This is a genomic window from Nocardioides luteus, assembly GCF_000960475.2.
In the GTDB taxonomy this organism is placed as follows: Bacteria; Actinomycetota; Actinomycetes; order Propionibacteriales; family Nocardioidaceae; genus Nocardioides; species Nocardioides luteus_A.
In genome coordinates this window covers 153,771-177,083 of the sequence record NZ_JZDQ02000003.1, presented here as the reverse complement: position 1 = coordinate 177,083, position 23,313 = coordinate 153,771, and the positions used below count along the sequence as shown (strand labels likewise).

At 70.6% G+C, this 23,313-nt stretch carries 20 protein-coding genes; 12 read left to right on the top strand and 8 right to left on the bottom strand.

Features of this window, described 5'->3' with window-relative positions; translation table 11 throughout:
* Window positions 1–29: 29 nt before the first annotated feature.
* The 3 genes from hutU to UG56_RS03075 all read right to left on the bottom strand — a co-directional run bounded on the left by hutU (window position 30) and on the right by UG56_RS03075 (window position 4,590).
* Entirely contained in the window at window positions 30–1,682 is a 1,653-nt protein-coding gene (gene hutU, locus UG56_RS03085; protein ID WP_218145111.1) for a urocanate hydratase, read from the bottom strand.
* Window positions 1,683–1,858: 176 nt separating this feature from the next.
* Window positions 1,859–3,400: a histidine ammonia-lyase gene (hutH, locus tag UG56_RS03080; RefSeq protein WP_045548746.1), complete on the bottom strand. Its 1,542-nt coding sequence runs from the start codon at window positions 3,398–3,400 to the stop codon at window positions 1,859–1,861.
* A gap of 17 nt (window positions 3,401–3,417) precedes the next feature.
* Window positions 3,418–4,590 carry an LCP family protein gene (locus UG56_RS03075; protein WP_084100406.1) on the bottom strand — a complete coding sequence of 391 codons (1,173 nt, stop codon included), beginning with the start codon at window positions 4,588–4,590 and terminating at the stop codon, window positions 3,418–3,420.
* A gap of 158 nt (window positions 4,591–4,748) precedes the next feature.
* On the opposite strand from UG56_RS03075, the gene UG56_RS03070 reads away from it, so the two are divergent.
* The 3 genes from UG56_RS03070 to UG56_RS28200 are packed head-to-tail and all read left to right on the top strand — an operon-like array spanning window position 4,749 to window position 7,155.
* The gene (locus UG56_RS03070; protein WP_071326849.1) at window positions 4,749–6,236 is read left to right on the top strand and encodes a DNA-3-methyladenine glycosylase 2 family protein; all 1,488 of its coding nucleotides are present in this window, start codon (window positions 4,749–4,751) and stop codon (window positions 6,234–6,236) included.
* On the top strand, window positions 6,236–6,715 hold the full coding sequence (locus UG56_RS03065; RefSeq protein WP_045552164.1) for a methylated-DNA--[protein]-cysteine S-methyltransferase: 480 nt from the start codon (window positions 6,236–6,238) through the stop codon (window positions 6,713–6,715). Before UG56_RS03070 ends, UG56_RS03065 begins: the two co-directional genes overlap by 1 nt.
* A complete protein-coding gene (locus UG56_RS28200; protein WP_045552163.1) occupies window positions 6,715–7,155 on the top strand; it encodes a hypothetical protein in 441 nt (146 codons plus the stop codon). The genes UG56_RS03065 and UG56_RS28200 overlap by 1 nt, the downstream gene beginning before the upstream one ends.
* 115 nt (window positions 7,156–7,270) lie before the next feature.
* Here UG56_RS28200 and UG56_RS03055 read toward each other — a convergent pair whose 3' ends face one another.
* Window positions 7,271–7,993 carry an IclR family transcriptional regulator gene (locus tag UG56_RS03055; RefSeq protein WP_008358359.1) on the bottom strand — a complete coding sequence of 241 codons (723 nt, stop codon included), beginning with the start codon at window positions 7,991–7,993 and terminating at the stop codon, window positions 7,271–7,273.
* 143 nt (window positions 7,994–8,136) lie between these two features.
* Between UG56_RS03055 and leuC the strand changes: the two genes are divergently transcribed.
* Entirely contained in the window at window positions 8,137–9,549 is a 1,413-nt protein-coding gene (gene leuC / locus UG56_RS03050) for a 3-isopropylmalate dehydratase large subunit (RefSeq protein WP_045551811.1), read from the top strand.
* Between the two features lie 5 nt (window positions 9,550–9,554).
* On the top strand, window positions 9,555–10,160 hold the full coding sequence (leuD, locus tag UG56_RS03045; protein WP_045551812.1) for a 3-isopropylmalate dehydratase small subunit: 606 nt from the start codon (window positions 9,555–9,557) through the stop codon (window positions 10,158–10,160).
* A 111-nt stretch (window positions 10,161–10,271) separates the two neighbouring features.
* Here leuD and UG56_RS03040 read toward each other — a convergent pair whose 3' ends face one another.
* Window positions 10,272–11,471 carry a hypothetical protein gene (locus UG56_RS03040; RefSeq protein ID WP_045551813.1) on the bottom strand — a complete coding sequence of 400 codons (1,200 nt, stop codon included), beginning with the start codon at window positions 11,469–11,471 and terminating at the stop codon, window positions 10,272–10,274.
* A 251-nt stretch (window positions 11,472–11,722) separates the two neighbouring features.
* Here UG56_RS03040 and UG56_RS28195 point away from each other — a divergent pair, with 251 nt between their 5' ends.
* Entirely contained in the window at window positions 11,723–12,424 is a 702-nt protein-coding gene (locus UG56_RS28195) for a hypothetical protein (RefSeq protein WP_052694220.1), read from the top strand.
* Here UG56_RS28195 and cofC read toward each other — a convergent pair.
* Entirely contained in the window at window positions 12,421–13,062 is a 642-nt protein-coding gene (gene cofC, locus UG56_RS03030) for a 2-phospho-L-lactate guanylyltransferase (RefSeq protein WP_071326848.1), read from the bottom strand. The genes UG56_RS28195 and cofC overlap by 4 nt on opposite strands.
* A gap of 59 nt (window positions 13,063–13,121) precedes the next feature.
* Here cofC and UG56_RS03025 point away from each other — a divergent pair, with 59 nt between their 5' ends.
* A complete protein-coding gene (locus UG56_RS03025; protein ID WP_045550417.1) occupies window positions 13,122–13,880 on the top strand; it encodes a lysophospholipid acyltransferase family protein in 759 nt (252 codons plus the stop codon).
* Window positions 13,881–13,959: 79 nt separating this feature from the next.
* The gene (locus UG56_RS03020; protein ID WP_045550416.1) at window positions 13,960–14,970 is read left to right on the top strand and encodes an NAD(P)H-dependent glycerol-3-phosphate dehydrogenase; all 1,011 of its coding nucleotides are present in this window, start codon (window positions 13,960–13,962) and stop codon (window positions 14,968–14,970) included.
* 70 nt (window positions 14,971–15,040) lie between these two features.
* Here the strand turns inward: UG56_RS03020 and UG56_RS03015 are convergent, their stop codons facing one another.
* Window positions 15,041–16,678: a glycosyl hydrolase family 18 protein gene (locus UG56_RS03015; RefSeq protein WP_045550415.1), complete on the bottom strand. Its 1,638-nt coding sequence runs from the start codon at window positions 16,676–16,678 to the stop codon at window positions 15,041–15,043.
* Between the two features lie 173 nt (window positions 16,679–16,851).
* On the opposite strand from UG56_RS03015, the gene ggt reads away from it, so the two are divergent.
* On the top strand, window positions 16,852–18,678 hold the full coding sequence (gene ggt, locus UG56_RS03010; protein WP_045550414.1) for a gamma-glutamyltransferase: 1,827 nt from the start codon (window positions 16,852–16,854) through the stop codon (window positions 18,676–18,678).
* Here ggt and UG56_RS03005 read toward each other — a convergent pair.
* Entirely contained in the window at window positions 18,675–19,742 is a 1,068-nt protein-coding gene (locus UG56_RS03005; protein ID WP_045550413.1) for a trans-sulfuration enzyme family protein, read from the bottom strand. The genes ggt and UG56_RS03005 overlap by 4 nt on opposite strands.
* 88 nt (window positions 19,743–19,830) lie before the next feature.
* Between UG56_RS03005 and UG56_RS03000 the strand changes: the two genes are divergently transcribed.
* The 3 genes from UG56_RS03000 to UG56_RS02990 are packed head-to-tail and all read left to right on the top strand — an operon-like array spanning window position 19,831 to window position 23,218.
* Entirely contained in the window at window positions 19,831–20,568 is a 738-nt protein-coding gene (locus UG56_RS03000; RefSeq protein ID WP_052693924.1) for an alpha/beta fold hydrolase, read from the top strand.
* A 23-nt stretch (window positions 20,569–20,591) separates the two neighbouring features.
* Window positions 20,592–22,082 carry a UDP-N-acetylmuramoyl-tripeptide--D-alanyl-D-alanine ligase gene (locus tag UG56_RS02995; RefSeq protein WP_045550412.1) on the top strand — a complete coding sequence of 497 codons (1,491 nt, stop codon included), beginning with the start codon at window positions 20,592–20,594 and terminating at the stop codon, window positions 22,080–22,082.
* Between the two features lie 20 nt (window positions 22,083–22,102).
* Complete coding sequence (locus UG56_RS02990) at window positions 22,103–23,218, top strand: hypothetical protein (RefSeq protein WP_045550411.1); 1,116 nt, start codon at window positions 22,103–22,105, stop codon at window positions 23,216–23,218.
* The last annotated feature ends 95 nt before the right edge of the window (window positions 23,219–23,313 follow it).

Below are 23,313 nucleotides of genomic sequence, written 5' to 3'. Positions count from 1 at the left end.
GACCATGCCCACTGTGTGCATCTGTCGAGCTAATCGAGCATCGGTACGTTGAGGCCGCGCTCGCGAGCGACCTCGCGCGCGTGCTCGTAGCCGGCGTCCACGTGGCGCATGACGCCGGACCCGGGGTCGTTGGTCAGGACGCGCTCGATCTTCTGCGCGGCCAGGGGAGTGCCGTCGGCGACACAGACCTGGCCGGCGTGGATGGAGCGACCGATGCCGACACCGCCACCGTGGTGGATGCTCACCCAGCTCGCGCCGGAGGCGGTGTTGAGGAGGGCGTTGAGCAGCGGCCAGTCGGCGATCGCGTCGGAGCCGTCCAACATCTTCTCGGTCTCGCGGTAGGGCGAGGCCACCGAGCCGGAGTCGAGGTGGTCGCGGCCGATCACGACCGGCGCGGAGAGCTCGCCGGAGGCGACCATCTCGTTGAACTTCAGCCCGGCGAGATGACGCTCGCCGTAGCCCAGCCAGCAGATCCGCGCCGGCAGGCCCTCGAAGTGCACCTTCTCGCCGGCCTGGGTGATCCAGCGCTTGAGCCCCTCGTTCTCGGGGAAGAGCTCGACGATCGCCCGGTCGGTCTTGGCGATGTCCTCGGGGTCGCCCGAGAGCGCCGCCCAGCGGAACGGGCCGAGACCCTCCTCGAAGAGCGGCCGGATGTAGGCGGGCACGAAGCCCGGGAACGCGAACGCGTTCGCGAAGCCGCCCAGGCGGGCGCCCTCGCGCAGCGAGTTGCCGTAGTCGAACACCTCGGCGCCACGGTCCATGAAGCCGACCATCGCCTCGACGTGCTTCGCCATCGAGGCCTGCGCCTTCTCGGTGAAGCCGTCGGGATCCTCCTCGGCCCGCGCGGCCCACTCCTCGACCGTGTAGTCCAGCGGGAGGTAGGACAGCGGGTCATGGGCCGACGTCTGGTCGGTGACGATGTCGACGTCGACACCGCGAGCCAGGATCTCGGGGAAGACCGCGGCGCAGTTGCCGACGAGGCCGATGGAGCGCGGCGTACGGGCCTTCTTGGCCTCGTCGGCCTGGGCCAGCGCGTCGTCGAGGGAGGTGGCGACGGTGTCCATGTAGCCGTGGTCGACCCGGCGCTGGAGGCGGGCGGCGTCGACGTCGACGACGATCACGACGCCCTCGTTGAGGGTCACCGCGAGCGGCTGGGCGCCGCCCATGCCGCCGCAGCCGCCGGTCAGCGTCAGCGTCCCCGCCAGCGTCCCCCCGAAGCGTTTCCGGGCGATGGCCGCGAAGCACTCGTAGGTGCCCTGGAGGATGCCCTGGGTGCCGATGTAGATCCACGAGCCGGCGGTCATCTGGCCGTACATGGTCAGGCCGAGCGACTCCAGCCGCCGGAACTCCGGCCAGGTCGCCCAGTCGCCAACGAGGTTGGAGTTGGCGATCAGGACCCGCGGCGCCCACTCGTGGGTGCGGAAGACACCGACCGGCTTGCCGGACTGCACCAGCAGCGTCTCGTCGGCCTCGAGCTCGTCGAGGGTGCGGACGATGGCGTCGTACGCCTCCCAGGACCGCGCGGCCCGGCCGGTGCCGCCGTAGACGACCAGGTCGTCGGGGCGCTCGGCCACCTCGGGGTCGAGGTTGTTCATCAGCATGCGCTTGGCGGCCTCGGTCTGCCAGGTCTTGGCGGTGATCTCGGGGCCGCGCGCTGCGCGGACGGTGCGTGGTTCGCTCATGTGGTCCATCTCACCGCATCGCGGGCCGGGTTCGCAGGCCGCCCCGGGAAATGTTGGTGTCCGGGCGCGCTGATGGCCGCATTTTCCCGCCATGGCGGGAAAATGCGGCCGGATCTGCGGTGGTGGGCGTCAGATTCCCGCCATGGCGGGAAAATGCCCGAGCCCCGCCGCAGCGATCAGACGATGGCGGCCAGTTCCCGGGCCTTCGCCAGCAGCTCACCGGTCTCGACGAGGGTCACGACCGCCTTGATGTCGGGTGCCAGGAAACGGTCGGGGCCGGGTGCGGGGACCAGGGTGCGGATCTGCTCGACCAGCGCGGCGCCCACGGCACCGGGGCGCTCGGGGGCACGCATGTCGATGGCACGGGCCGCGGTGAGGAGCTCGATGGCGACGACCTGACGAGCCCCGGAGATCGCACGGCGCAGCTTGCGGGCCGCGTTCCAGCCCATCGAGACGTGGTCCTCCTGCATCGCGGAGGTCGGGATGGAGTCGACGCTCGCCGGCACGGCCAGACGCTTGAGGTCGGAGACGATCCCGGCCTGGGTGTACTGCGCGATCATGTGGCCCGAGTCGACCCCGGGGTCATGGGCGAGGAACGGCGGCAGCCCGTGGTTGCGGGCCTTGTCGAGGAACCGGTCGGTGCGGCGCTCCGAGATCGAGGCGAGGTCGGCGGTGGCGATGGCCAGGAAGTCGAGTACGTAGCCGACCGGTGCCCCGTGGAAGTTGCCGTTGGACTCGACCCGGCCGTCGAGGGTGATCACCGGGTTGTCGACAGCGCTGGCGAGCTCGACCTCGGCCACCCGCGCGGCGTGGGCCATCGTGTCGCGGACCGCGCCGTGGACCTGGGGTGCGCAGCGCAGCGAGTAGGCGTCCTGCACCCGGGTGAAACCGGTGCCGCGGTGGTCGGCGACGATGCCGCTGCCCGCGAGGACGGCGCGGATGTTGGCGGCCGAGGTCGCCTGGCCGACGTGCGGGCGCAGCGCCTGGAGGTCCTCGGCGAAGACGCTGTCGGTGCCCTGGAGCCCCTCGATGCTGAGCGCTCCGGCGATGTCGGCGGTGGCCACCAGGTCGTCCAGGTCGGCGAGCGCGAGGACCAGCATCGCCAGCATCCCGTCGGTGCCGTTGATCAGCGCCAGACCCTCCTTCTCGCGCAGCGCCACCGGGGTGATCCCGGCGGCCGCCAGCGCGTCGGCCGCGGGCACGAGCTCGCCGGACGCGTTGCGTACGTCGCCCTCACCCATCGCCGCGAGTGCGCAGTGCGCGAGCGGGGCCAGGTCGCCGGAGCAGCCGAGCGAGCCGTACTCGCCGATGACGGGGGTGATCTGGGCGTTCAGGAGCGCGGCGTAGGTCTGGGCGACCTCGGGGCGCACGCCGGTCCGCCCCGTGGCGAGGGTCGAGAGGCGCAGCAGCATGAGGCCGCGTACGACCTCCTTCTCGATCTCCGCGCCGGAGGAGGCCGCGTGCGAGCGGACCAGCGAGGCCTGCAGCTGGGCGCGGTGCTCGGGCGGGATCGAGGTGTTGGCCAGTGCCCCGAAACCGGTGGAGATCCCGTAGTGGGGCCGGGTGTCGTGGGCGAGGTCCTCGATGAGCGCACGGCTGGCGGCCATCGCAGCAAGAGACTCGTCGGTGAGGGTGATGGGGGCGTTGTGACGGGCGACGGCGACGACCTGGTCGAAGGTGAGGGCGCCGACCCCGACGGGAACCGTGGTGTTGGTCATGGGGTGAGTGGATCACATCACATTCGGGCGGGCGAGCACAGGCCGTTGTCTGCGGCGTCCTTCTCCTGTTCCTCGGGCGTCTCGGACTCGGCCGGGCCCTCGCCCGGGATGGCGCTGACCTCGGGATTTCCGCGTGTGGCGGAGCTGGTCGGGGAGCTCGACGGCGTCGGTGCGGCAGGGGCGGTCGCGTCGTCGAGCGGACGGTCCTCGAGCATCCGCTGCCACAGCTCGTCGGCCTTGGGCAGGATCTCCAGACGGCCCCACTGCGGATCACCCTCCGGGAAGGCCCGGTTGGGGACGGTCTCGAACTCGATGCTCCCCGGGTCGAGGTCGCGCATCTCGCCGGCGAGGGCGGCGAGCCCGGCGACCGAGCCGACGTCGGTGGTGATCGACTTCGACAGCTCCGTGGCGAACGTGGCGAGCCGGCGTGGGCGGGTCAGGGTGCCGGCGGAGAGGACCTTGGTGGCGAGGGCGGTGAGGAAGTACTGCTGGCGGCGCATCCGGCCGAGGTCTGCGTTGGGGGTGGAGGAGCGGTTGCGGACGTAGTCGAGGGCCTGCTTCCCCCGCAGGTTGTGGGTGCCGGCAGGGAGGAAGATGTTGTGCTCCTCGTCGTCGATCGCCTCTGGGATGCAGATCGTGACACCGCCGACGGCGTCGACCATGCCGCGGAACCCGGCGAAGTCGAGAGCGAGATAGTGGTCGATCGCGATCCCTGTGAGCAGCTCGGTCTGGCGGGCGGTGCAGATCGGCCCGCCCAGCGAATAGGCCTGGTTCCACATCACGCCCTTCGCCTCGGGGATCGTGGTGCCGTCGGCGGCGGTGCACTCGGGACGGTCGACGAGCGCGTCCCGGGGGATCGAGACCCCGTAGGCCGACGTCCGGTCGGCGGAGACGTGGAGCAGGATCGTGCTGTCGGAGCCGCCGGAGCCACCCTCGCCGTCGATCGAGCAGCCGTCGCAGTCACGTGCGTCGGTGCCGAGGATCAGGATGTTCAGCGGCTGCTCGGTGCCCTCGTCCTCGGTCTCCGGCTCGTCGACGAGATGGTGGATGTCGCCGCCCGAGGCGAGATTGCGGTTGAGGTGGTCGTAGAAGACCCAGGTGCCGATCCCGGTGGCGGCTGCCAGCAACAACATCGTGATCGCGACGGTGAGCACGACCGTACGTGTCCCCGACCTCGCTTCGGTCCTCATCGCCCTCCCTCGCCGGTCTGCGTGCGCAGCCCACACAGGTTGTACGCGCCAGTGAGCCGAGAGGTTGCTGCTTCAGGTAACGGCATTGTGAAACCATGAGGAAGGCACTGTCCGAAAACCGCGCGTAATTTCGTTCCTGACGCGGCAACATGGAGAACATGGATGGGACGACGAGCTTGAACGGACTCGACTTCGAGTCGTGCTACCGCGCCGTTCGTTCGCGCGACCGGCGCTTCGACGGGATCTTCTACACCGCGGTGGCCTCCACCGGGATCTACTGCCGTCCTTCGTGCCCGGCCCGCACCCCGGCACTGACCAATGTCTCCTTCCACCGGACCGCGGCCGCGGCTCAGGCGGCCGGCTACCGGGCCTGCAAGCGCTGCCGTCCCGACGCCACCCCGGGCAGTCCCGAGTGGGACGTGGCCGCGACCCTGGCGGGGCGGGCGATGCGGCTGATCGCCGACGGCGTCGTCGACCGCGAAGGCGTCGAGGGGCTGGCCCGCCGAGTGGGCTACTCGCCCCGCCACCTGACCCGGCTGCTGACCACCGAGCTGGGCGCCGGCCCGCTGGCGCTGGCCAGGGCGCGGCGCGCGCAGACCGCCCGGACGCTGGTCGAGACCACCGAGCTCGGCTTCGCCGACATCGCCTTCGCGGCGGGCTTCTCGAGCGTACGTCAGTTCAACGACACCGTCCGCGAGGTCTATGCGGCCTCGCCGACCGAGCTCCGCGGCCGCCGTGGCTCGCGCCGCCGGGCCGACGGGACGATCGCGCTGCGACTCGCGGTGCGTACGCCGTTCGCCGGCCGTGCCCTGCACGCCTTCCTCCGTGACCATGTGGTGCCGGGCGTCGAGGCGGCGGGGGTCGACGAGGGACGGCGATGGTTCGCCCGGACGCTCGACCTGCCCAACGGGCCGGGCACGCTGCGCCTCGAGCTCGCCGACATCCCCGAGGGCGAGACGGGCTTCGTGCACGCGACCTTCAAGCTCACCGACCTGCGCGACACAACCGCGGCCGTCGAGCGTGCCCGCCGGCTGCTCGACGCCGACTGCGACCCGCGTGCGGTGGGCGACGTCTTCGCCGGTGACCCGGTGATCGGCCCGCTGGCCCGGGTGCTGCCCGGGTTGCGGGTGCCCGGGACGGTCGACGGAGGCGAGCTGGCGCTGCGTACGATCGTGGGGCAGCAGGTCTCGGTCGCCGGCGCGCGCACCGTGCTCGCGGGGATCGTCGCCGAGCACGGCCACCCGATCTCGACCGACATCCCCGGCCTCACCCACCTGTTCCCCTCCGCCGAGGCCTTGGCGGCCGCGGATCCGGCCGGCATGCCCATGCCGCGCTCGCGCGGAAGGGCGGTCACCGGGCTGGCCGCGGCGCTCGCCTCCGGCGAGCTCCAGCTCGACCGGGGCACCGACCGCGACGTCGTCCACGAACAGCTGATCAGCCTGCCCGGGGTCGGCCCCTGGACCGCCGACTACGTCGCGCTGCGCGCGCTCGGCCACCCCGATGTCTTCCTGCCGACCGATGTCGGCATCCGACGAGCGCTGGACGTGCTCGGTGCGCCCGCGGCGGACGCCGCCGCGTGGCGGCCGTGGCGCTCGTACGCCCTGCTCTACCTGTGGACTTCACTGACTGCCTTGGAGGAACTCTGATGTGGACCATCATCGACTCGCCCGTCGGCGAGCTTCGGCTGGTCGCGCACGACGGCGCGATCACCGCGATCGACTTCATGCCGGCTCTCTACGCCGAGAACCGCCCGCGCGGGGAGCGGTCCGACTCGGACCCGCTGCTCGTCGAATGTGCCCGGCAGCTCGCCGAGTACTTCGCCGGTGACCGGACCCACTTCGACCTCCCGCTGGCTCCCGCAGGGACGCCGTTCCAGGTGCGGGTCTGGGACCAGCTGCGGCAGATCGAGTACGGCACGACCTGCTCCTACGGGCAGATCGCCGGCCGCCTGGAGATGACCGGCCACGGCGCCCGCGCCGTCGGGCTCGCCAACGGCAAGAACCCGATCCCGATCGTCATCCCGTGCCACCGCGTGGTCGGCGCCGACGGCTCCCTGACCGGCTACGCCGGTGGCCTGGACCGCAAGACGACGCTGCTGGGTCTGGAGAGCGGTGCGCTCTTCTGATGGCGAGACCGACGTGGTGGCGTACGCCGCTGGCGGCTGCCGTGCTCGTGGCCGCTCTCGCCGGGTGCGGTGAGGAGGCGCCGGCCGAGCCCTCGTCCGGCGCAGCGACCGCAGCGCCCGCGACCGGGGTGAGCCGGAGCGGGGGTGGCGGCGAGCTGTTGCTCAACGGCCGGGTGACGTGCGATCAGGACGTGTCGAGCGACGAGGCGAAGAACACCATCGAACGGGTCGGTGGGCTCCAGCAGCCGACCTGGTCGGTGCGGTTCGCCGAGAGCACCGCCGCCGGGGTCGTCGTGCTGGTCGCCGGGGATCTCGAGGACGCCGAGCCCCGGCTCTTCGACGACTACCACGTGGCCGTGATCGTCGGGTTGTCCGGGGAGCAGACGCGTGCGGAGGACTTCAAGACCGTGCGGGAGGCGGTTCGGGAGATCTGCGGCTGAGGTTGCAGGGATACCCGGTTGACCGGTGAAACCTGCACTTCTCTGGTGTTGCATTGCCTGAGAAGTGCAGGAATACCCGGTCAACCGGGTATTCCTGGGGCTGGAGTGACAGCAGTTACTCCGCAGCCGCCCGCCGCAGCGACTCCGAGAGCCGGTCGGCGGCGGCGAGGACAGCCGGCGCGTGCATCTTCCCGGGCTGACGGGTGAGGCGCTCGAGGGGGCCGGAGACGGAGACGGCGGCGATGACCTTGCCGCCGGGGGAGCGGACGGGCGCGGACACCGACGCGACGCCGGCCTCACGCTCGCCGATCGACTGCGCCCAGCCGCGGCGGCGGATGCCGGAGAGGGCGGCCGCGGAGAAGGCGGCGTTCTGCAGGCCACGGTGGAGGCGCTCGGGGTCCTCCCACGCGATCAGTATCTGAGCGGCCGACCCGGCGCGCATCGTCAGCTGCGAGCCGACGGGGATGGTGTCGCGCAGGCCGGAGGGACGCTCGGCGGCCGCGACGCAGACGCGGAAGTCGCCCTGGCGCCGCCACAGCTGGGCGGACTCGCCGGTGATGTCGCGCAGACGCGCCAGGACGGGCCCTGCGGTCGCCAGCAGCCGGTCCTCGCCGGCGGCGGCGGAGAGCTCGGCCAGGCGCGGCCCGAGGACGAAGCGTCCCTGCATGTCGCGGGCGACCAGACGGTGGTGCTCGAGAGCGACCGCCAGACGGTGTGCGGTCGGACGGGCGAGACCCGTGCCGGCCACCAGGCCCGCGAGGGTCGCCGGGCCGGATTCGAGAGCTGTGAGCACAAGGGCGGCCTTGTCGAGCACACCCACACCGCTGGAACTGTCCATATCGCAAGACTAACTTCTCAGAACCTGAGATGCAACGTTACGCTCGGAGAAGCAGACTGGAAGTGGCGGATCTGACATCGCGAATCGACGCTCGAACCGCCACCGGCCACTACAGACCAAAGATGCCAGATGGAGAACGTGTCATGGGCAGGACCTTGTCGGAGAAGGTGTGGGACGAGCATGTCGTCCGGTCGACCGCAGGAGAGCCTGATCTCCTTTACATCGACCTTCACCTCATCCACGAGGTGACGAGTCCGCAGGCCTTCGAGGGCCTGCGCCTGTCCAACCGTAAGGTGCGTCGCCCCGACCTCACCATCGCCACCGAGGACCACAACGTCCCGACCCTCGACTGGGACAAGCCGATCGCCGACCCGGTGAGCCGCACCCAGGTCGAGACGCTGCGCAAGAACGCCGAGGAGTTCGGCGTACGCCTCCACCCGCTCGGCGACGCGGAGCAGGGGATCGTGCACGTGGTCGGCCCGCAGCTCGGGCTCACCCAGCCGGGCATGACGATCGTGTGCGGTGACTCCCACACGAGCACGCACGGTGCGTTCGGTGCGATCGCGTTCGGCATCGGCACCTCCGAGGTCGAGCACGTGCTGGCGACCCAGACGCTGATGCAGGACAAGCCCAAGACGATGGCGGTCACGGTCAACGGCACCCTGCCCGACGGCGTCAGCGCCAAGGACCTGATCCTCACGCTGATCTCCAAGACCGGCACCGGCGGTGGCCAGGGCTACATCGTGGAGTATCGCGGCGAGGCGATCCGGGAGCTCTCCATGGAGGCCCGGATGACGATCTGCAACATGTCGATCGAGTGGGGTGCCAAGGCCGGCATGATCGCTCCCGACGAGACCACCTTCGCCTACATCAAGGACAAGCCCGAGGCTCCCAAGGGCGCCGAGTGGGACCGGGCCGTCGCGCACTGGAAGTCGCTGGTCACCGACGAGGACGCGACCTTCGACAAGGAGATCGTCCTCGACGCCGCCGAGGTCACCCCGTTCGTCACCTGGGGCACCAACCCGGGCCAGGGCGTCCCGCTGGGCGCCTCGGTGCCGAGCCCCGACGACTTCGAGGACGCCGACGAGAAGATCGCCGCCGAGAAGGCCCTGACCTACATGGGTCTCGAGGCCGGCACCCCGATGCGCGAGGTGCACATCGACACCGTCTTCCTGGGCTCCTGCACCAACGGGCGCATGGAGGACCTGCGTACGGCTGCCGACATCATCCAGGGCCACCACGTCGCCGAGGGCACCCGCTTCCTGGTGGTGCCGGGCTCGGCCAAGGTGCGTCTCCAGGCCGAGGAGGAGGGTCTGCACAAGATCTTCATCGACGCCGGCGCCGAGTGGCGCGGGGCGGGCTGCTCGATGTGCCTGGGCATGAACCCCGACACCCTCGCCCCCGGCGAGCGCTCGGCCTCCACCTCCAACCGCAACTTCGAGGGTCGCCAGGGCAAGGGCGGTCGCACCCACCTGGTCTCGCCGGAGGTGGCCGCCGCCACCGCCGTACGCGGCACCCTCTCCTCGCCCGCCGACCTGACTCTCGTGGAGGCCTGAGAACCATGGACAAGTTCACCACCCACACCGGCGTAGGCGTACCGCTGCGCCGCAGCAACGTCGACACCGACCAGATCATCCCCGCGGTCTACCTCAAGCGCGTCACCCGCACCGGCTTCGAGGACGGCCTCTTCGCCGCCTGGCGCAACGACCCGGCCTTCGTGCTCAACAACGAGGCGTACGCCGGGGCCTCCGTCCTCGTGGCCGGCCCCGACTTCGGGACGGGGAGCTCGCGGGAGCACGCCGTCTGGGCCCTGATGGACTACGGCTTCCGCGTCGTCATCTCCAGCCGCTTCGGCGACATCTTCCGCGGCAACTCCGGCAAGGCCGGCCTGCTCGCGGCGAAGGTCGACGAGAAGGTCGTCCAGAAGCTGTGGGACTACCTCGACGACAACCCCGGCGCCCAGATCACGGTCGACCTGGAGTCGCGCACCGTCCGTGCAGGTGAGGGCGTCGACGCCATCGAGGACTCCTTCGACATCGACGACTACACCCGCTGGCGCCTCCTCGAGGGCCTCGACGACATCGGCATCACGCTGTCCCACGAGGACGACATCGCCGCGTACGAGGCCACCCGGCCCTCCTTCAAGCCGGTCACCCAGCACGCCTGAGGAAGATCGAATCGTCAGTTGTGGGCGACGAGAGTGCACTCTCGTCGCCCACAACTGCTTTTTCGGCCTCCACAGGTGCCGATTCGGCCGACGTACCTGACGCCTCGGCGGTCAGGGGAGGGAGGGGTAGCGGATCTGGTGGCCGTCGGGGTCGCGTTGGGAGCCGGTGATGCGGTCGCAGGAGCCGGTGTCGACCCAGCAGCGGAGGTACCAGGAGTCGGTGGGGGCCGCGGTGTAGAGGACGACGCTGCGGTCGGACTCGAAGCCGGCGACGTAGACCTTCTCGACGGAGTCGGGTACGCGCAGGTCGATGTGCTCCGACGTGCTCATGTCGACCGCGATGCCGCGCTCCGCGCCGTAGCTGATCATGCCCGGGTCGCTGGGGTTGCGGGCGATGACGACGATCGAGCCGTCGGGGGAGTCGGCGAACGAGCCGGGCAGCGGCGCGTGGACGCCGGGCTGGGTGAGGCTGCCGTCGGCCTCGATGGCGGCGAAGCGGGCCTCCCACTCGCTGGGGTTGTGGAGGAGTACGCCGCGGCGCAGCGGGATCAGCTGCTGGTAGCCGAGCGGCAGGGAGATCCGCTGGGTCGCGTGGCCGGGATCCCATGCCGTCACCGGCGGCCGGGAGACGGTCAGCTCGCCGTAGTTGCCGGGTACGGCGGGAGGGGCCTGGACGATGCCGGTGCGGAAGTAGGCCCGGGTGCGGTCGGTGCCGAGGATCGCCGTGGCGGCCGGGGTGCCCTCGAGGTCGAGCCGATCGGTCTCCTTGCCGGTCGCGGCATCCACCGCGACCAGGGCGGAGGTCTCGTCGCCGGTCTGCTGCAGGGCGAAGAGCCGGTTGCCGTCCTTGCTCAGGACCGGCTGGATCCACAGGCCGGGGACCTGGATGGTCCGCCCGCGTCGCGCGATCCACACCGGGCCGGGCTTGTCGGCGCGCTCGTACATCAGCACCGTCCACCCGGCCACGCTCATCCGGGAGCCGAAGACCTTCTGCGGCTTCGCGCCGAGCTGGAGCCGCCCGGCCCGGTCGACGAACGGCAGGGTCGTCGCGGGACCCACGGGCAGATCCGCGTACGTCGCGGGGATGGCGGGCGCGTTGTTGCGGACCGTCGGAGCGGGCGGCGCGGGCGTCGGGTCGTTGGCGCCGGTGCGGCCCTCGGCGAGCCGGGTCGTGTGGACGGCCAGCCAGGCCACGGAGGCGATCAGGGCGAGGACGATGCAGGCCGAGAAGAGGATCCCGGCGCGGCTGTGCCTCACGGTGGTCGGCTGCTCCTCGAGCACCACGGGCTGCTGTTCCTCGTCGATGTGCACGTCGGTGATGGTCGTACCTTCCTCGTCCTGTCACCCGTTGGCCTGTGATGTCGAAGCGGTGCTGCCGACGTGCCCCGAGTCTCTCCACGGTAACCACGCCGAGGCGTCGGAATCAGGAGAGATCAGGTGAACAGTCCGTTTTCACATGCCGTCGGTATGTCCGGAACGAGCGGGGATGGCCTAAGGTCGATCAGGTGGTGAGAAAACGAGTAGCTGATGCCAGCAAACAGGCCGGAAAAGTAGTCGAAGCGGTGAAGGAGACGGCGGGCAAGCTGGTCACCGACGTGGTGACCGGCAAGGTCAAGCTCCCCTCCGTCCCGAAGGTCAAGGTGCCGCGGCCCGGACGCAAGGCGCCGGCCAAGGCCGCTGAGCCCGTCGTGAAGCCTGCCGCGGAGCCGGTCGTCGAGCCGAAGCCCGCCGTCGAGGTCACCAAGGCGGAGACCGTCGCCCCGGCTGAGAAGCCCGCTCCGGCCGAGAAGCCCGAGCCGGTGAAGACGACCCCGACCGCGACGAGCGCTGCCAAGACGACGGCGGCCAAGAAGAGCCCGGCGAAGAAGACGACGGCCAAGAAGGCCCCGGCGGCCACGACGTCGACCGCCAAGAAGACCGCCGCCAAGAAGACGACCGCGAAGAAAACGCCTGCGGCGAAGAAGACCTCCGCCGCGACGGCGACCCCGACGGCGACCTCGGCGACGGAGACTCCTTCGACGGCGACCCCGGCGAAGACGACCCCGTCAAAGACGACGGCCGCGAAGAAGACGACCGCCGCGAAGAAGACGACCGCCGCGAAGAAGACGACCGCAGCCAAGAAGACGACGGCCAAGAAGGCCCCGGCGAAGACTGCGGCGAAGAAGACGACGACGGCGAAGAAGACCCCGGCGAAGAAGGCCCCGGCGAACGGGACCCCGACGACCCCGTCGACCGGCTCCGAGAAGCCGTCCGGCGACTCCTAGCCGAGACTTCCGACCCGCACCGACGCGAGAGCCGTACGCGGCCCGAGCCCCAACCCGCGTACGGTCTCGAGATCCTCGAGGGTGTCGACGTCGTGTCGCAGCGAGCGGAGGTCGCCCGCCAGCGGTTGGGCGCCGCCGTCACGGTGGGCGGCGGCGGACCCGGGCCCGAACGCGGGCCGGAACAGGTCGTGGGGCGCGGTGTAGAGGGTGGTGCCTCCACCCGCCGCGTCCTCGACGTACGCAGCCCTCGACCCGGTCGCGGCGGCCAGCGCCGCATCCAGGTCGGCCGAGCGGAGCGCCGGCAGGTCCCCGCACAGGGCCGCGGGGCGGAGCGCCGGCCAGCGGCGCCGGGCCTCGAGCGCACCCTGGACGAGGGTCTCGTTGAGGTCGCCGCTGACCCCGTCCGGGATCACCGCGGCGCCGAGGCGGGCGACGTCGGCGGCGAAGTAGGAGTCGTCGGTGATCACCAGCACCGCGCCGACGCCGTCGGCGGCCAGGCACGCCTCGGTGGTGTCGAGGGCGAACGAGCGGGCCAGATCGGCCCGTTCGTGCGACTCGATGCCGACCAGCCGGGACTTGCCACGCGCCGGAGGCTTGACGGGCAGCAGGACGACGTAACCGGGTGCAGGTGCAGGCACAGGGTAGATCCTGACAGGTATCTCACAACCGCGAGGTGAGGGCCCGGTAGCCTGCCTGCGTGGGAAAGTACCGGAAGTTCCAGGAGGGCAAGCTCGGCTGGCCGTGGGTCGTGGCGGTCGGCATCGTGAAGCCCGTCCTTCTCGCCACCACCAAGCACCAGTGGGTCGGCGGTGAGAAGATCCCGGAGAGCGGGGGAGCGGTGATCGCGCTCAACCACGTCTCCGAGATCGACCCGTTCACCGCCGCGCACATCGTGTGGGACTACGGCAGGCGGCCGAGCTACCTGGCCAAGGCCGGGCTGTTCAAGGGTGCGCTGGGCAAGTACCTGCGTGCCGCCGGGCAGATCCCGGTGGACCGGACGGCCGGTGCGTCGGCGTTCGACGAGGCCGTGAAGGCCGTCAACGAGGGCAGCATCGTGGTCGTCTACGTCGAGGGGTCCATCACCAAGGACCCGACCGGCTGGCCGATGCGCGGCAAGTCCGGTGCGGCCCGGATCGCGCTCGCCACCGGTGCCCCGGTCTACCCGGTGGGACAGTGGGGAGCCCAGGAGCTGCTTCCGGCGTACTCTCTCAAGCCGCACCTGATCGGTCGCAAGCTGATCCAGATGAAGATCGGTGACCCGGTCGACCTGAAGGATCTCGAGGTCCAGGAGCACACGCCGGCGGTCGTGAACCAGGCGACCGACCGGATCATGAAGGCGATCGTCGGCCTGGTGGCCGACATCCGGCAGGAGGAGCCGCCCAGCGAGCTCTTCGACCCGAAGAAGGCCGGTGTGAACGCGACCGGGAACCCCGACAAGAAGAGGAACACCAAGTGAGCGAGCGCCAGCGAGCGAACCATGGAGGCAACACGCCGTCGCGTCCGTATTCTGGCGCTTGCGCTACGGAGGTGGCGGCGTGAGCGGATCGGGCAAGGTAGCGGTCTTCGGCGCGGGCTCGTGGGGCACCGCGTTCTCGGTCATCCTCGCCGACGCGGGCAACGACGTGACCATGTGGGCGCGGCGCGAGGAGGTCGCGGCGGCGATCAACGACACCCACGAGAACCCCGACTACCACCCGGGCACCGAGCTGCCCCGCAACATCAGCGCCACCCACGACATCGAGAAGGCGGCGTACGGAGCCGACATGGTCGTCCTGGCGGCGCCGTCGCAGACGCTGCGCGGCAACCTCACCGACTGGGCGCCGTTCCTGCCCAAGGACGTGCCGCTGGTCTCGCTGATGAAGGGCGTCGAGCTCGGCACCCTGGAGCGGATGAGCGAGGTCATTGCCCACGTCACCGGTGCCGGACCGGAGCGGATCGCCGTCGTCAGCGGCCCCAACCTGTCCAAGGAGATCATCCGTCGCGAGCCTGCCGCCGGTGTGGTGGCGTGCGCCGACGAGGAGGTCGCCAAGGCGATCCAGGCGCGTGTGCACTCGCCCGCGTTCCGCCCCTACACCTCGACCGACGTGGTCGGCTGCGAGATCGGCGGGGCCTACAAGAACGTGGTCGCCATCTCCACCGGGATGGCCGCCGGGATGGGCTTCGGCGACAACACCCAGGCCTCGCTGATCACCCGTGGCCTCGCCGAGACCGCGCGGCTGGCGATGAAGCTGGGCGCCAACCCGATGACCCTGATGGGTCTGGCCGGCCTGGGCGACCTGGCCGCGACCTGCTCCTCGCCGCTGTCCCGCAACCGTACGTTCGGGGAGAAGCTCGGCCAGGGCATGACCACCGCCGACATCCTCGCCTCCAGTCACCAGGTCGCCGAGGGCGCCAAGTCGTCGCACTCGCTGCGCGAGCTGGCGGCGAAGGTCGGCGTGGACGTGCCGTTGGCGCAGTACGTCGACGACGTCGTCTCCGGCGCCAAGACGGTCAGCGAGATCATGGACGAGATGCTCGAGCGGCCGACGAAGGCGGAGACCGAGTAGCGGTCGAAATCTGTCGATGCGGTGCGGCCCCGGAGCGATCGCTCCGGGGCCGCACCGCATCGAACGGATCTCAGGCCGTGCCGAGGTCCTTCCACGGACCCCACTCCTCGGTACCCGGAGTGTTGCCCTGGGTCCACCACTTGGCCTCCCACAGGTGGCCGCCGTAGGTGACGCGGTCACCGGCGACGTACACCGTGGTGGCCGACCACGCCGCCGCACCCGCAGGCGGATCGGTCGGCGTCGGGGTCGGCGTCGGGGTCGGGGACGTGGTCGGATCCGGCTCGACCGGGCCGCCGGTGCCGTTGCGCATGGCGTCGGCGAAGGTGCCGATCAGCTCGCCCTGCCGGTCACCGGACAGCTCCCACCACATGCCGCCGCCGAGGCGCTTGGAGATGGCGTAGGACGCCTTCTGGGAGATCGTCCGGGTGTTGTCGTAGCTCCACCACTGGTTGCCGTCGTAACGCCAGGCGGCGCCGGTCGCGGCGTCGTAGTGGTCGGTGCCGCGGGTCTTGAGCTTGTCGTAGTCCTCGTTGCCGGCCTCGTACGTGCCGGGTGCCGCGGCGGTCGCCGGGCCCCACGGATCGGCGGAGGTGGCGCCCTGCCAGCCACGGCCGTACGCCGCCATGCCGAGCCCGAGCTGGGAGGGTGAGACGCCGGCGTCGAGGTACTTCCGGACCGACTCGTCCACGCTGAACCGCTTGCCGTCGGGGCGCGGGTCGGCGGGGTCGGCGTAGAGGTTGCCCTGGTGGCCGGTCAGCGTCGGGTCCCAGGCGCCCCACAGGTCGTAGCCCTGGATGTTGCCGAAGTCGAGGGAGTTGAAGATCGCCGGGTCGTTCCAGCCGCCGGCGGTGATGTCCTGCGGGTTGGCCGGGAGGAACGCCGAGAGCTGGTAGTCCTTGCCGGTGGTCGAACCGAGCGCGTCCAGCTGGGAGCGGAACTCGGCCAGGAGCGCCTTGAAGTTGGCGCGGTCGTTGGCCGGGTCGACGTGGTTGCCGGTGTTGCCGTTGGGCGATCCCGGCCACTCCCAGTCGATGTCGAAGCCGTCGAAGACACCTGCCGCCGCACCGGGGCCGCCGCGGCCGTCGATGACCGGCAGGTTGCCCTTGATGTAGAGGTCGATGCAGGAGGAGACGAACGTACGGCGCGACTCGGGGGTCGCCGCGGCCAGCGAGAAGTTCTTCGACCAGGTCCAGCCGCCGATGGACAGGAGCACCTTCAGGCCGGGGTGCTTGGCCTTGAGCTGCTTGAGCTGGTTGAAGGAGCCGGCCAGGGGCTGGTCCCAGGTGTCGGCCGTGCCGGAGACGGAGGCGTCGGCTGCGTACGACATCCCGTAGTCGGCGTAGGCGTCACCGGCGCCGTCGGAGCCGTTCGGCCCCTCGCCCTGGGCCTTGTTGGCCTCGAAGCAGGTCAGCGTCTGGTGGTGGATGTTGCCGAAGGCGTAGTTGAGGTGGGTGAGGTCGTCGGCGACCCCGGACGTCTCCAGCTGCTTGAGCTTGAAGGCGCGGCCGTAGACGCCCCACTGCACGAAGTAGCCGACGTTGCGGTAGCCGTTGATCGCGGTCGGCTCCGCGGCGGCCGTCTGCAGCGAGGCGCTGGACGGGCTGCTGGTGAGGGCGAGCGTGCCGGTGAGGGCGAGTGCTCCGGCGAGGGCGCCGATGAGGAGGCCGATGATCCGGCGTGATCTCCGTGGGGGCAAGGCGACATGCATGGTGACACCTCCGAGGTGATGGCTTGCTCGGGCACCAGGCGCCCGATCGCCTTTCGATGGTGGCAGCCCTGGTATTTGTAAGCAACCCTTACTAATTAAGGAATTTCAGAACGTAATTCGAGGTGGGCGCGGAAGTAGTACGTTCGACGAGCCGCCAATTCTGGGAGATCGCCATGCTCGGACGCCGCTCTGCAGTTGTTGCCACATTGACCGGAGGGGCGCTCGCGCTGGCCACCCTGGTCCCGTACGCCGGGGCGACCGCCGCCCCGGAGGACAGGCTCGAGCCACCACCGAAGGTGCCCACCGCGGTGGGCTACGGCGGCGCGGTCGCCAGTGTCGACGCCGATGCGAGCCGGATCGGGCTGGAGGTGCTGCGCAAGGGCGGCAACGCGGTCGACGCCGCGGTCGCGACGGCCGCCGCGCTGGGCGTGACCGAGCCCTACTCGGCCGGGATCGGCGGTGGCGGCTTCTTCGTGCACTACTCCGCGCGCACCGGCGAGGTCGAGACGATCGACGGCCGGGAGAAGGCGCCGGCCGCGATGCCGCACGACGCGTTCATCGATCCGGCGACGGGGAAGGAGTACCCGTTCTTCCCGGACATGGTCACCAGCGGCGCGGCGGTCGGTGTGCCCGGCACCCCGCTGACCTGGGACAAGGCGCTGCGGAAGTGGGGCACGCGTTCGCTCGCGCAGTCGCTCGAGCCGGCCGCGAGGCTGGCCCGGCAGGGGTTCGTCGTCGACGAGACCTTCCGGCAGCAGACCGTCGACAACGCGGAACGTTTCGCAGCGATCGATTCCACTGCGGAACTATTCCTTCCCGGAGGATCCGCGCCGGAGGTCGGCACCCGCTTCCGCAACCCGGACCTCGCCGCGACCTACGACCTGCTCGGACGCAAGGGCGTGAAGGCCTTCTACCGCGGCCCGCTGGCGGCCGAGATCGCCGCCACCGTGGCCGAGCCGCCGAAGACGGACGACACCGATCTGCCGGTTCCGCCCGGCTGGGTCACCACCGAGGACCTCGCCGCCTACACCGCCCCTGACCGCGAGCCGACCCGCTCGACCTACCAGGACCTGGACGTCTACGGGATGGCGCCGCCGTCCTCCGGCGGCACCACGGTGGGCGAGGCGCTCAACATCCTGGAGCGCTACGAGCTGGCCGGGATGACCAACACCGAGGCCTACCACCATCTGATCGAGTCGAGCGCGATCGCCTTCGCCGACCGCGGCGCCTACCTGGGCGATCCCGACCACGTCGACGTGCCCGTCGACGCCCTCCTGGACGACACCTTCGCCGCCGAGCGGGCGTGCGGGATCGACCCGGCGGCGGCCCGCCCGAAGCCGGTGGCGGCCGGGAACGCGTACGACTACGACGGCGTCTGCGATGCTCCCGCCGGTGCCGGTGAGACCGCCAAGGACACCGAGAACCTGGAGACCACCAACCTGACCGTGGTCGACCGGTGGGGCGACGTCGTCGAATACACCCTGACCATCGAGCAGACCGGAGGATCCGGCATCACCGTCCCCGGGCGTGGCTTCCTCCTCAACAACGAGCTGACCGACTTCTCGACGACCTATCGGCCCGACGACCCCAACCGGATCGAGCCCGACAAGCGTCCGCGCAGCTCGATGTCGCCCACGATCGTCCTCTCCGACGGCCGTCCGGTGCTGGCGGTCGGCTCACCCGGCGGCTCGACGATCATCACGACGGTGCTCCAGATCCTCGTCGAGCGACTCGCGCGTGACCGCACCCTGCCCGAGGCGATGGCGGCGCCGCGCGTCTCACAGCGCAACGCCGCGAACACTGGAGCCGAGCCGGCGTTCATCGAGGCGTACGGCGGGCCGCTGACGTCGCTGGGACACCGCTTCGCCCCAACCGCCGAGCTCGGTGCGGCCACCGCGATCGAGATCGGTCCCGACGGGCTGCTGACCTCGACGGCGGAGCCGTGGCGCCGCGGCGGCGGCTCCGCGCTGGTGGTGAACCCAGTGGTCCCGGCCGACTAGCCCTCCAGCTGCGCCAGCGCCTGGGAGAGGTCGTCCCAGAGGTCGTCGACGTCCTCGATCCCGACCGACATCCGCACCAGCCCCTCGGGCACCGTCGACGACTCGGTCTTCCACCGGCGCCGCCGCTCGAAGGTGGACTCGACGCCGCCGAGCGACGTCGCATGGACCCACAGCGAGGTGGAGTGGGTGAGCTGGTCGGCCTGCTCCGCGGTGGGCAGCACGGCCGCCAGCATCCCGCCGAACCCCGGGTAGCGGACCTCCGCGACCGCCGGGTGCGCGGCCAGGCGCTCGGCGAGGGTCGCCGCGTTGGCCGCGGAGCGCTCGACGCGCAGGTGCAGCGTACGGAGCCCGCGAAGCGCCAGCCACGCCTCGAACGGGCCGGGGATCGCACCGAGCAGGTCGCGACGGGCCTTGAGCACGTCCCACAGGGTGTCGTCGGAGACCACGACCGCCCCCATGACGACGTCGGAGTGGCCGGCGATGAACTTGGTGGCCGAGTGGATGACGATGTCCGCGCCGAGCGCGAGCGGCTGCTGGAGCAGGGGAGTGGCGAAGGTGTTGTCGACCACGACCCGCGCGCCGGCCTCGTGGGCGGCGGCGATGACCGCCGGGAGGTCGGCGACCTGCATCCCGGGGTTGGTCGGGGTCTCGACCCACACCAGCGCGACCTCGCCGTCGAGCTTCTTCAGCATCTTCACGACCGCCGCGGTGTCGGAGAAGTCGGCGAGGCGAGCCGTCAGCCGGCCGCGGGCCTCGAGGTCGGCCAGCTGGCCGATCGTGCCGAGGTAGCTCTGCTCGGTCGCCAGGACCACCGAGTCGTTGACCAGGTCGAGCAGCGTCGCGACCGCCGCCAGCCCGGACGCGAACGACAGCGCCCGCCCGCCCTCGAGCCTCCCGAGCGCCTCCTCGAACGCCACCCACGCGTCGTTCGTGTAGCGCCCGTACTCCTTGTCGCCGCCGGCCACGTAGGTCGAGGCCATCGTGATCGGTACGTTGAGCGGCTGGTCGGGCTCGTGGGCCGGCCGCCCGGCGTGGACGGCGATCGTGGCGGGCTTGTGATCCATGCCTTCGACCCTATTGCCCCCTCCGTCGACGGGTCTCACACGCCGCGCGGTTACGGGTCGGCGTGCGGTCCCGGATAAGGTTGCGGCCGTGTTGACGACCCTGCTGGATGGACGTGCCTTCGGTGAGAAGCACGGCAAGGATGCTGCCACCGTCGTGGCCCTGCACGGCTGGGCGCGCAACCGCAGCGACTGGGGCTCGACGCTCGCCGGCCTGGACGCGCTCGCGCTCGACCAGCCCGGATTCGGCGCCACGCCGGCCCCGGACGAGGTCTGGGGCTCCGCGGACTACGCCGCGTGGCTCGCCCAGATCCTGGAGACCCTCGACCGTCCGGTGCTCGTCGGTCACAGCTTCGGTGGCCGGGTGGCCATCCAGCTCGCCGCGACCCGTCCCGAGCTCGTCCGCGGCGTCGTCCTCACCGGGGTGCCGCTGTTCCGTCCGAAGACCGGCGGGAAGCCCAAGCTCGCCTACCGGATCGGCCGCTGGCTCCACGGCAAGGGACTGATCCCGGAGGCCAGGATGGAGGCGCTGCGCGAGAAGTACGGCTCGACCGACTACCGCAACGCCAAGGGCATCGTCCGCGACATCTTCGTGAAGGTCGTCAACGAGTCCTACGGTGACCAGCTGGCGGCCATCCCGAAGGACCTCCCGGTCCGCCTGATCTGGGGCGAGAACGACACCGCCGCCCCGGTCTGGATGCCCGGCGAGGCGATGGAGATCCTGGGCGACAACGCGACCCTGGAGATCGTCCCGGGCTCCGCGCACCTGCTCGACGCCGGGTTGGTCAAGAGCCTTCGAGGCGCCATCGACGAACTTCGTACGAACTGAATCTGAGGGGCTGAAGAAGAAGCATGTGGATCGTCCTGGTCACCTCCGCGCTGACCCTGGTCTCCTACTACCGCTGGCTGCGGGTCGCTCAGCGTGAGCACTACGAGCCGACGCGGTTGTTCGCGATCGAGTGGATCTGGATCAAGGCCCGCCCGGTCGAGGCGATCCTGCTCGGCGCGGTCATCGTGGTCTGCCTGGCCTCGTTCGTGCTGCCCTACGGCGCGGTCATCGGGGCGCTGCTGTTCCTCGGCTGGCCCGTGGGCATGTCGTTCACCGGCGCGAAGCGGCTTGTGTGGACCGACCGCGTCAAGCGCCTGGCCGGCGTGCTCCTCGTGCTGCACGCCGTCGTCACCGTCCTGATCGCGCTGTTCGTCCCGGCCGCGGCCGGCCTGCTCCCGATCCTCGCGGTCCCGCTGGCCGAGGCCGCGCTGGCGATCATGTGGCCGATCGAGAAGGCGATGGCGAAGAAGTGGCAGGTGCAGGCCGCTGCCACGATCAAGAAGGTCAACCCGAAGATCGTCGCGATCACCGGCTCCTACGGCAAGACGTCGACGAAGAACTACGCCACCCACCTGATGCAGGGCCGCTGGTCGACGCTGGCCTCCCCGGCGAGCTTCAACAACGCGATGGGTCTCTCCCGGGCGGTCAACGACCGTCTCCAGCCCGGCACGGACATCTTCGTGGCCGAGATGGGGACGTACGGCCCCGGCGAGATCGCCGAGCTGACCGAGATCTTCCCGCCCGAGGTCGCCGCGATCACCACGATCGGCGAGGCCCACCTGGAGCGGATGAAGTCGCGCGAGACGATCGTGAAGGCCAAGTCGGAGATCCTTCCGAAGGCCTCCACGGTGGTGCTGAACATCGACGTACCCGAGCTCGCCCTCATCGCCGAGAACCTCCGCGCCAGCAAGCGCGTCATCGCCTGCTCCGCGATCCCGGGCACCGCCGCCGAGGTCGTGGTCACCGACGGCGCGCTCACCATCAACAACGAGACGTACGCCGTCGAGCTCCCCGACGAGGTCGGGCACCCGATAAACGTGGCGATCGCCGTCGGCCTCGCCCTCGCCGTCGAGGTCCCGATCGAGACGATCACCCAGCGGCTGGCCTCGATCCCCGGCACGCCCCACCGCGCCGAGGCCAACAAGACCCCCGGCGGCGTCTGGGTCATCGACGACACCTTCAACTCCAACCCGACCGGCGCCGCCGCCGCGCTCGCGAAGGCGAAGCGGCTGGCAGGGGAGTCGGGCACGGTCTGGACCATCACGCCCGGTATGGTCGAGCTGGGCACCGAGCAGGCCGCGCGCAACATGGAGTTCGCGCAGGCTGCCACGGCCTCCGACAAGATGCGCCTGTGCATCGTCGGTCGCACCAACCGAAAAGCGCTGCGGGCGGGGGAGCCTGCGCGAACCACTGCGTTCGAGAGCCGTAAGGCGGCAGCGGATCACGCGTTGACCGCGGCCAAGGAGGGCGACGTGGTGCTGTACGAGAACGACCTCCCCGACCACTACGCGTAGGACCCCCAGGAGCTTTCACCATGAGCGTAACCAAGGCCACCATCGTCTTCGGCGGTCCCAGCGCCGAGCACGACATCAGCATCCTCACCGGCCTGCAGGCCGAGCGGGTCCTCTCCGGTGCGGGCGTCGAGGTGACGTGCCTCTACTGGGCGCGCTCGGACAAGTGGTTCCTGGTGCCCGCCAAGCAGGAGGCGCGTGACTTCCTCGGCGGCGAGCCGAAGGGCTCCAAGGCCGTCGAGTTCCGCCTCGGCACCGAGAAGGGCGACGGCTTCTACACCGTCGGCGGCTTCGGCGGCGGCAAGCGTCTGGAGACCGGCCCGATCCTCTCCGCCTTCCACGGCGGCGCGGGCGAGGCCGGCGGCATCCAGTGGCTCTTCGAGCTCGCCGGGCTGAAGGCGACCGGCGCCACCCCCGCCTCGGCCGCCCTCGGCATGGACAAGCTCGCCTTCGGCGCGGTCATGCTCAACGCCGGCCTGCCGTCCCTTCAGCGCGAGCTGCTCTCCCGCTACGCCGCCCCGTCCTTCGAGGGCCCCTACATCGTCAAGCCGCGCTTCGGTGGCTCCTCGATCGGCATCGAGGTCGTCGACGACTACGAGACCGGCCTGGCGCTCCTCAACACCTCGCCGCACCTGCGTGCCGGCGCGGTCGTCGAGCCGTACCGTCCCGACCTCTTCGACCTCAACGCCTCGGTGCGCACCGCGCCCGAGGTCGCCGTGAGCGACATCGAGCGCCCGCTGCGCTCGGACGAGGCGAAGATGTACGACTACTCCGCCAAGTACGTCCACACCGACGGTCTCTCCTCGTCCCCGCGCGAGTTCCCGGCCCAGGTCGAGGAGTCGGTCACCAAGCAGATCAAGGACCTCGCCGTACGCGTCGTGGAGCTCACCGGCCTGACCGGCATCCTCCGCATCGACTTCCTCTCCGACGGCAAGGGCGAGGTCTACATCAACGAGGTCAACTCCATCCCCGGCGCCCTCTCGCTCTACCTGTGGCCCGACACCCCGGCCTCCGAGGTGCTCACCAGCGCCATCGCCGAGGCCGAGAAGCACGTCCCCCAGGTCACCCGGAACTTCGAGGAGGGCGTCGCCCTCAAGGCCGCCGGCGGCATCGCCGGCAAGCTCACCGGCCTGAGCTGAGGCCGAGTCGGCGGGCTAGGGATACCCGGTTGACCGGGTATCCCTAGGCATGACGGGCACTGAAACGGCCGTCAAGTACATGAAGTGACTGTCAT

Excerpts from the sequence above, each read along its gene's own strand:
- UG56_RS03015 (WP_045550415.1), bottom strand. The coding sequence starts at position 16,678 with ATGCATGTCGCCTTGCCCCCACGGAGATCACGCCGGATCATCGGCCTC.
- UG56_RS02995 (WP_045550412.1), top strand. The coding sequence starts at position 20,592 with ATGTGGATCGTCCTGGTCACCTCCGCGCTGACCCTGGTCTCCTACTAC.
- leuD (WP_045551812.1), top strand. The coding sequence starts at position 9,555 with ATGGACAAGTTCACCACCCACACCGGCGTAGGCGTACCGCTGCGCCGC.
- hutH (WP_045548746.1), bottom strand. The coding sequence starts at position 3,400 with ATGACCAACACCACGGTTCCCGTCGGGGTCGGCGCCCTCACCTTCGAC.
- UG56_RS28200 (WP_045552163.1), top strand. The coding sequence starts at position 6,715 with ATGGCGAGACCGACGTGGTGGCGTACGCCGCTGGCGGCTGCCGTGCTC.
- UG56_RS03070 (WP_071326849.1), top strand. The coding sequence starts at position 4,749 with ATGGATGGGACGACGAGCTTGAACGGACTCGACTTCGAGTCGTGCTAC.
- UG56_RS03055 (WP_008358359.1), bottom strand. The coding sequence starts at position 7,993 with ATGGACAGTTCCAGCGGTGTGGGTGTGCTCGACAAGGCCGCCCTTGTG.
- hutU (WP_218145111.1), bottom strand. The coding sequence starts at position 1,682 with ATGAGCGAACCACGCACCGTCCGCGCAGCGCGCGGCCCCGAGATCACC.
- UG56_RS03075 (WP_084100406.1), bottom strand. The coding sequence starts at position 4,590 with ATGAGGACCGAAGCGAGGTCGGGGACACGTACGGTCGTGCTCACCGTC.
- UG56_RS03005 (WP_045550413.1), bottom strand. The coding sequence starts at position 19,742 with ATGGATCACAAGCCCGCCACGATCGCCGTCCACGCCGGGCGGCCGGCC.
- ggt (WP_045550414.1), top strand. The coding sequence starts at position 16,852 with ATGCTCGGACGCCGCTCTGCAGTTGTTGCCACATTGACCGGAGGGGCG.
- UG56_RS02990 (WP_045550411.1), top strand. The coding sequence starts at position 22,103 with ATGAGCGTAACCAAGGCCACCATCGTCTTCGGCGGTCCCAGCGCCGAG.
- leuC (WP_045551811.1), top strand. The coding sequence starts at position 8,137 with ATGGGCAGGACCTTGTCGGAGAAGGTGTGGGACGAGCATGTCGTCCGG.
- UG56_RS03065 (WP_045552164.1), top strand. The coding sequence starts at position 6,236 with ATGTGGACCATCATCGACTCGCCCGTCGGCGAGCTTCGGCTGGTCGCG.